The sequence below is a fragment of the Acidovorax sp. GBBC 1281 genome, assembly GCF_028473645.1.
In the GTDB taxonomy this organism is placed as follows: Bacteria; Pseudomonadota; Gammaproteobacteria; order Burkholderiales; family Burkholderiaceae_C; genus Paracidovorax.
This window is the reverse complement of record NZ_CP097269.1, coordinates 1,618,011-1,625,000: the sequence shown is the minus strand read 5'-3', so window position 1 is coordinate 1,625,000 and position 6,990 is coordinate 1,618,011. Positions and strand designations below refer to the sequence as shown.

At 55.3% G+C, this 6,990-nt stretch carries 7 protein-coding genes (1 of these 7 cut by a window edge); 1 reads left to right on the top strand and 6 read right to left on the bottom strand.

Annotated features, from left to right (window positions below; genetic code table 11):
* Nucleotides 1-28, top strand: the 3' end of a protein-coding gene (locus tag M5C96_RS07380) for an IS5 family transposase (RefSeq protein ID WP_272563915.1). The gene continues 923 nt to the left of window position 1, outside the view; the window shows 28 of its 951 coding nt (coding positions 924-951); the start codon falls outside the window, past its left edge; the stop codon is at nucleotides 26-28.
* Between the two features lie 131 nt (nucleotides 29-159).
* On the opposite strand, the gene M5C96_RS07375 is transcribed toward M5C96_RS07380, so the two are convergent.
* The 6 genes from M5C96_RS07375 to hflK form a co-directional block, all read right to left on the bottom strand.
* Nucleotides 160-1,245 (bottom strand): IS5 family transposase, encoded by a 1,086-nt coding sequence (locus M5C96_RS07375; RefSeq protein ID WP_272569564.1) that lies wholly within the window; start codon nucleotides 1,243-1,245, stop codon nucleotides 160-162.
* Between the two features lie 84 nt (nucleotides 1,246-1,329).
* Complete coding sequence (locus tag M5C96_RS07370; RefSeq protein ID WP_272569646.1) at nucleotides 1,330-1,854, bottom strand: phosphoribosyltransferase; 525 nt, start codon at nucleotides 1,852-1,854, stop codon at nucleotides 1,330-1,332.
* Between the two features lie 52 nt (nucleotides 1,855-1,906).
* The gene (locus tag M5C96_RS07365; protein WP_272568233.1) at nucleotides 1,907-3,283 is read right to left on the bottom strand and encodes an adenylosuccinate synthase; all 1,377 of its coding nucleotides are present in this window, start codon (nucleotides 3,281-3,283) and stop codon (nucleotides 1,907-1,909) included.
* Between the two features lie 29 nt (nucleotides 3,284-3,312).
* A complete protein-coding gene (locus M5C96_RS07360) occupies nucleotides 3,313-4,461 on the bottom strand; it encodes an ATP phosphoribosyltransferase regulatory subunit (protein WP_272568231.1) in 1,149 nt (382 codons plus the stop codon).
* A 220-nt stretch (nucleotides 4,462-4,681) separates the two neighbouring features.
* Nucleotides 4,682-5,599 (bottom strand): protease modulator HflC, encoded by a 918-nt coding sequence (hflC, locus tag M5C96_RS07355; protein ID WP_272568230.1) that lies wholly within the window; start codon nucleotides 5,597-5,599, stop codon nucleotides 4,682-4,684.
* Between the two features lie 9 nt (nucleotides 5,600-5,608).
* Complete coding sequence (gene hflK, locus M5C96_RS07350) at nucleotides 5,609-6,970, bottom strand: FtsH protease activity modulator HflK (protein ID WP_272568229.1); 1,362 nt, start codon at nucleotides 6,968-6,970, stop codon at nucleotides 5,609-5,611.
* Between the last annotated feature and the right edge of the window lie 20 nt (nucleotides 6,971-6,990).

Here is a 6,990-nt window from a genome sequence, read left to right as displayed (position 1 = left end):
CACCGTGTCGGTGACTGCTGTGGCATAGGGGAGCCTCTCACAACCCCATGTTTGACGAATCCGAATAGGGAGGAGTGGGCGCCAGTAGCCGTTTGAGCGTGATGAGGCCCAGCAACGGTCTGCGCCTGGGTGCATGAGGGGCCTTGCAGGCCCGGTGGCTCAGGCTTTCACCGTTTGCAGGCGCACTTGTGCCTTGCCAGTGGCGGGCTTGAAGAAAGCATCCACGCCCCGATGCAGGAACCAGGCCAGTCGCTTCATGTTGTAGCAGGCGGCCATCATCGTCATCCCCACCGTGGCGCGCGCCTGTCCGATGGTGCGCACGAACTTGCCCCCCAGGTGGCGGATACCGGCGAACACGTGCTCCACCTTGGCTCGTTTCTTTGCGATGCGCTGGTTGCGCCCCTTCTGGCATTCGCTCTGTGGTCGGCCCGCCTGCGCACGGCGCTGCATCGCATCCACGAATCCCAGCACTTTCAGCATCTGGCACCTTTGGCGGCTCGGGTAGGCTTTGTCCGCATGCACTGCCCGCCCGGTGTTGTGCATGTCCAGCACCTCATCGAAGTGGTGCCCGTCGTGCTCGCTGGCCGTGCCCGTGGCGAGGCGGCGGATGAAGCCGTGCTTGAGGTCCACGCTCACGCTGAGCTTGTAGCCGAAGTGGCTTTTGCCGTGCTTCTTCGTGTGCGTGGCCTCCACATCCTTTTGCCTGCGTCGCGCTTGGCTCCAGTCCGGCTGCCCGCCTTGTGCCAGCGTTCGCCGCTCCTGCTGGCCGATGTGCTGTCGGGGCGCGGGCACCAGCGTGGCATCAATGGCTTGCCCGCCCCGGGCGATGTAGCCGTGGCGCTGCAGTTGGGCATCCACCCCCTGGAACAAGGCCGTTGCCCCGCCCACGCCAAGGCGCTCGCCAAAGCGCCAGATCGTGTTGCGGTCCGGCACGTTCATCGCATCCTGCAACAGGCAAAACCGCTGGTAGCTCCCCCGGTCCAGCAACTGATACTCCATCTGCTCATCGGACAGGTTGTACAGCCGCTTCAACACCAGGATGCGCACCATCACCTCGGTGGGGTAGGCGGGCCGACCGCCCCGGCGGCCACCCCCGCGTTCGATCAAGGCATCCACCAGCCGGGCCAGTTCTGCGAAGTCGATGTGCCGCGCGATCACCTGCAGCGGATCGCCCACCTCATCTCTCTTGTGTTGGCGCGAGGCCTCAGCGAACAGGTCGAACTTCAGGGCGCTACGGGGAGTGATCATGGCAAAGGATGGAGCACGCATTCTCGATCAACAAGGGACCGGATGGGTTTTGAGAGGTTCCCATAAAGCTCTCGCATCAAACTATAAGCGCCATTTATCCATTAATTTCTCAGGGCTCAAATTATCATAACCCTCAAAAGGTTGGTGAATCCAAGGATTAGTGGTTAAAAATTCAACGGAATAATCTGGGGTGAAGCGTGAAATTGCCTTAGTCCAAATTACCGCACTACGTAGCTCCACAATAGGAGTGTATTGAGTCTTCAACAACTCTATAACCGCATTCAAGGTATGCCCGGAATCAGCCAAATCATCAACCAAAAGCACTTTACCCGCAATTTCACCCCTTGGTGTTGTGATAAATCTTGCAATATCCAAGTGCCCCTGAATTGTGCCCGCTTCTGCGCGATATGAACTAGTGGACATGATTGCAAGCGGCTTGCTAAATATTCGACTTAAAATATCACCAGGACGCAGCCCGCCACGGGCGAGACACAAAATCGTATCAAACTCCCAACCAGACTGGTGAATCTTAAGTGCCAATTTTTCAATTAAGCTATGATATTCATCATAACTCACATATAGATGCTTACCGTCTTCCGTTAACATTAAGTACTCCTGATTCACGCACCAACCTCACACAATGACTAACTAGTAAATTTCAACTTACCAAGTATGGGTTATGCAATGTAATGGTGTGATCTCGATCAGGACTCGTGGAAATCATAGCAATTGGAACCCCAGTCACCTCCTCAATTCGCTCTAAATACCTTCTCGCGTTAGCAGGTAGCTCTTCATATCTTGTCACCCCAACAGTCGATTCAGTCCAGCCGGGAATCGACTCATAAATGGGAGTGCAGCGGGAAATCTCCTCTGCACCCATCGGTAAAATTTCGATGTGCGCCCCATCAAGCTCATACCCTGTACAAAGCATCAGTTCCGACAACCCATCCAACACGTCCAGCTTCGTGATACAGAGCCCTGTCAATCCATTGACTTGGGCACTTCGCTTCAAAAGTGCTGCATCGAACCAACCACAACGGCGACTACGGCCCGTAGTGACGCCTTTTTCCGCGCCTACCATACTCATGTGATAACCCGGTGTACCAGGGACCTCCCAATCCAGCTCCGTAGGGAAAGGACCTCCTCCAACCCGCGTGCAATAGGCTTTGGTGATACCCAAAACATAGTGAAGCAGGTTGGGACCCACGCCAGATCCCGCAGCAGCATTGCCAGCGACACAATTGCTAGATGTCACATAAGGGTAAGTGCCATGGTCTACATCCAGCAAGGTTCCCTGTGCACCCTCAAAAAGCAAATTGGCTCCCGCTACATGGGCAGCATTCAATTCGCTAGATACATCTGCAATCATGGGACCAAGCAGTTTCGCATGTTGCATAGCCTCGTCGAAGACTGCATTGAATTGCACTTCTCCGTCAACCAAATAGGGGGCCAACGAATCACCAAAAACAAAAGAGCCGGAGTTTAAAAAAGTCTTGAGAACATGGTTATGCAGTGCCAGCAACTCACGCAGCTTTTCAGCAAAACGGGCTGGATACTTCAGGTCTTGGACACGAAGTGCGCGTCGAGCAATTTTGTCTTCGTAAGCAGGACCAATGCCACGACCTGTTGTTCCTATTTTTTCAGTCCCCTGGTGCTCGCGTGCAGCCTCTCGAGCCACGTCGATGGCTACGTGAAAGGGCAAAATGAGTGGGCAGGCTTCGCTTACTCGAAGGCGCGATCGAACCTCAACCCCAGCTTTTTCCAAGCCTTTTATTTCTTCAAACAACTTGGCAACCGACAGCACGACACCATTGCCGATGTAGCATTTGACGCCCGGCCGCATGATGCCACTCGGAATCAGGTGCAAGGCCGTCTTGACGCCATTGATGACCAAAGTGTGACCTGCATTGTGCCCGCCTTGGAAACGAACAACACCTTGGGCGCTTTCTGTAAGCCAATCAACCAGCTTTCCCTTGCCTTCATCACCCCATTGGGTGCCTACAACGACTACGTTCCGACCTTTGGTTGCTTTCATTTCAAACCCGATTCAATATAGCTAATGCTTCAGATAACTTTCACGATCCAACGGTCGGCAACTTTAGCCAACTCCCGGTCGTAACGAAACTCGTCGAACTCACTCTCATTACCAGGAAAAACGCACACAACGGTCTCGCCGCGGCTCCGCAAATCAGCGACAGCCTCGTTGACGTCGGAATCTTGCATCCATGGGGCCCTGATGGCAGTTTTCAATGCCCGTGGAGAGATGACGCTTACCAGTTGTTTGATATCCAAGCTAAACCCGGCTGCAGGACGGTTACGGCCAAACACCGCTCCAACTTCATCGTACCGACCACCACGAACCACAGCGTCGCTCGCTCCCTTTGCATAGATGGTGAACCGAGTTCCGCTGTAGTAGGCATACCCTCTCAAATCCGCCAAATCAAATGTGACGTTGGCCCCTACAAGATGAGCGGCCAAAGATCGCAAATTGGTTAATATTTCGTCCACGCCGGGAACGTGATGAAGCGCTTCCTGTGCTTCGTCCAAAACAGAAACGTCACCATACAATTGCAGAAGCGCCTTCAGCCCCTCACGCGATGTCGAAGGGAAGTCGCGCGTAAGACTTGCCAATTCGCTCGCATCTTTGGCTGCAAGTGCGGCATGCACTCTACGTACCGCATGCGCGTCCAAAGAGAGATTTGTAAGAAGACGCCGCACGATGCGTACATCTGCCAAATCTACGCTGGTGTCACGAACTTCGGCCACGCGTAGACATTGCAGCGCAAGCAAAACCGCCTCCAGGTCGGCTTCCAGACCCGCGTGACCATAAATTTCGGCGCCAAATTGAAGCGGCTCTCTCGTTGCATGGGGGCGATCGGGCCTCGTATGAAGCACAGGCCCGCAATAGCACAGCCGCGTAACACCTTTGCGGTTGAGCAAATGGGCATCAATGCGTGCAACCTGCTGTGTCATATCGGCGCGTACACCCAAGGAGCGCCCCGACAGCTGGTCGACCAGCTTGAAGGTCTGAAGGTCGAGCGCCTCACCCGTGCCCGTCAACAACGACTCCAAATGTTCCATCAAGGGAGGCATGACCAGCTCATAGCCGTAGCTCTGAGCGGTGTCTATCAGCCCGCGACGTAGTTCTTCGATGTGTCGAGCCTCGGAAGGCAAGACATCGGCAATGTGATCCGGCAGGACCCAGGCAGACATGGAAAGTGGGAGGCTGTTAAAAACGCGATTCTACCGGCATGACCGTCCGCAGTGGCCGCATCCACCCGCAGCAGCGAACTGACCAAGCGGTCATATGCATGCGTGATCGGCACGATGCATCAATGGACCACGTGTGGTGCCGAATTGCTGTACCAAGACAACAGCACGGGAAGTCACAAAAAAGTAAGCGCGCCCAGTGAGGGCGCGCTATCCATGGACTCTACTTACGAGTCGCGGATGTAGGCGCAGCACCAGAGCTAGCGCCAACTCCACGGAAAGCTTTGAAAAATTCAGTGGAGGAAGGGTCTACCACCATGACATCGCTCTTCTTATTGAAGCTCGACTTGTAAGCTTCCAAGCTGCGATAGAACTGCGCAAATTGCGGGTCACGTCCAAAAGCTTCTGCATAAACGCGAGCAGCTTCTGCATCACCTTCGCCCTTCACCTTCTGGGCATCGCGATATGCGTTGGCAATCGCGACTTCACGCTGACGGTCTGCATCCGCTCGGATTTTTTCGCCCTCTGCCGCCCCTGTGGAACGCAGTTCGTTGGCCACCCTCTTGCGCTCAGCCTCCATGCGTCGATAAACAGACTCCGTGATGGCCTCGACATAGTCCACGCGGGTGATGCGAACATCAACGACATCGACGCCCCAAGGCTTGGCACCTTGAACGACCTCCAGCACCTCGCGCTTCACGTCCGACATCAAAGCATCACGCTTGAGTGACAACAACTCCTTGACGGTCCGCTTGTTGACCTCTTCCTGGAAGGCGTTACGCACGACCCGATTCAACTGCAGCGCTCCGGCATTCTCATCAAGGCCGACGTTGCGAATGTAAGCTGACGGATCTGAGATCCTCCAGCGCACATACCAGTCAATGACCACCCGCTGCTTTTCGGCAGTCAACATCGACTCTGTGTCAGTGCTGTCAAGTGTCAACAACCGCTTGTCGATGTATCGCACATTCTGAAAGGGCGGGGGCATCTTGAAGTTAAGACCTGGCTCCGTAATCACATCTTTGATTTGACCCAGTTGGTACACCACACCGAATTGGCGCTGGTCCACCACAAACAAGGTTGAGCTCAAGAGAGCAAGCAAAACCAAGACAGTAGAAACGAAAAATCCGACTCTGTTCACAATGCGCTCCTATCGAGACTCGCGCTCACGCGTACGGCTGGAGTCCCGCGCACGGGGATCAGCGGGAAATGTGGAAGCGGTTCCCGACGACGGAACAGCAGACGACGCAGCTGGCGGCAAGGAATCATTCGACGCTGCAGCACCAGTCTGCGCGACACCCTGCATGATCTTGTCCAAAGGCAAGTACAACAGATTCGAGCCCTGACGGGACTCCACCAGTACTTTGGTGACGTTCGTGTAGATCTGCTGCATCGATTCGATGTAGAGGCGGTCCCTGGTCACCTGGGGCGCCTTTTGATACTCAGCAAGCAGTGAACTGAATCGCTGCGCATCACCCTGGGACTGAGCCACAATCCGCGACTTGTAAGCTGCGGCTTCCTCAGCCAACCGAGAAGCCGACCCGACCGCGCGAGGGATGACATCGTTGGCATATGCTTGCGCTTCATTCTTGGCCCGCTCCCGCTCCTGCCCCGCCTTCAGAACATCATCGAAGGCTGCCTGCACTTGCTCAGGAGGACGCACCCCTCCCTGCTGCAAATTGATGCCCACCACTTCGACACCAACCTTATAGCGATCCAAGATCGTCTGCATGAGACTGCGCACCCTTGGCGCAATTTGATCTCGCTCTTCGGCCAAAGCGGTATCCATCCGCATCTTGCCGACGATCTCCCGCACCGCAGTCTCAGCTGCTTGCACCACGGCATCTGATGGGTTACGGCTCTCAAACAACCAAGCTCTCGCATCGTTCAAACGGTACTGCACGGCAAATTTGATTTCGACGATATTCTCGTCTTCAGTCAGCATTGCCGATTCACGCAAGCCGGTGCTTTTGATCACCACATCCCGGCCGACATCGGCAGACCGGATTTGCGTCACGAAAACGAGTTCGTGACGCTGGATCGGATAAGGCAGCCGCCAGTTGAAACCGGCGTTCACGGTGCTCTTGTATTTTCCAAACTGCGTGATGACGGCCTGCTGACCTTCTTGCACAATGAAAAATCCGGTCCCAAGCCAGATCAACACGGCAATTGCGGCAATCAAGCCAACGCCGAAACCCGCATTTTTCATGTCCGGCTGGAAACCGCCGCCTGCAGGACCACGGCCTCCACCCTGCTTCCCCCCAAAGAGACCGCCCAGCTTGCGGTTGAGGTCACGCCAGAGTTCATCCAGGTCCGGTGGCTGACCAGCGGTGTTTTTGTCACGTCCTCGATGACCCGAGGGGGGCGTGGATGGGGGACGCTCCGAATCGGAGTTTCCCGTGCCATCGTTCTTATCATCGCCACGACCCCAACGGGGGTCATTCAGATTCAACATTCCCCGGATGCGCTCAGGCAATATGGCCCAGCGCGGGGTACGGCTTTGAGGATTCATTCGCAAAATCTCTGTTTCTC

Coding starts and splice junctions, on each gene's coding strand:
- M5C96_RS07370 (WP_272569646.1), bottom strand. CDS start 1,854: ATGTTAACGGAAGACGGTAAGCATCTATATGTGAGTTATGATGAATAT.
- M5C96_RS07365 (WP_272568233.1), bottom strand. CDS start 3,283: ATGAAAGCAACCAAAGGTCGGAACGTAGTCGTTGTAGGCACCCAATGG.
- M5C96_RS07360 (WP_272568231.1), bottom strand. CDS start 4,461: ATGTCTGCCTGGGTCCTGCCGGATCACATTGCCGATGTCTTGCCTTCC.
- hflK (WP_272568229.1), bottom strand. CDS start 6,970: ATGAATCCTCAAAGCCGTACCCCGCGCTGGGCCATATTGCCTGAGCGC.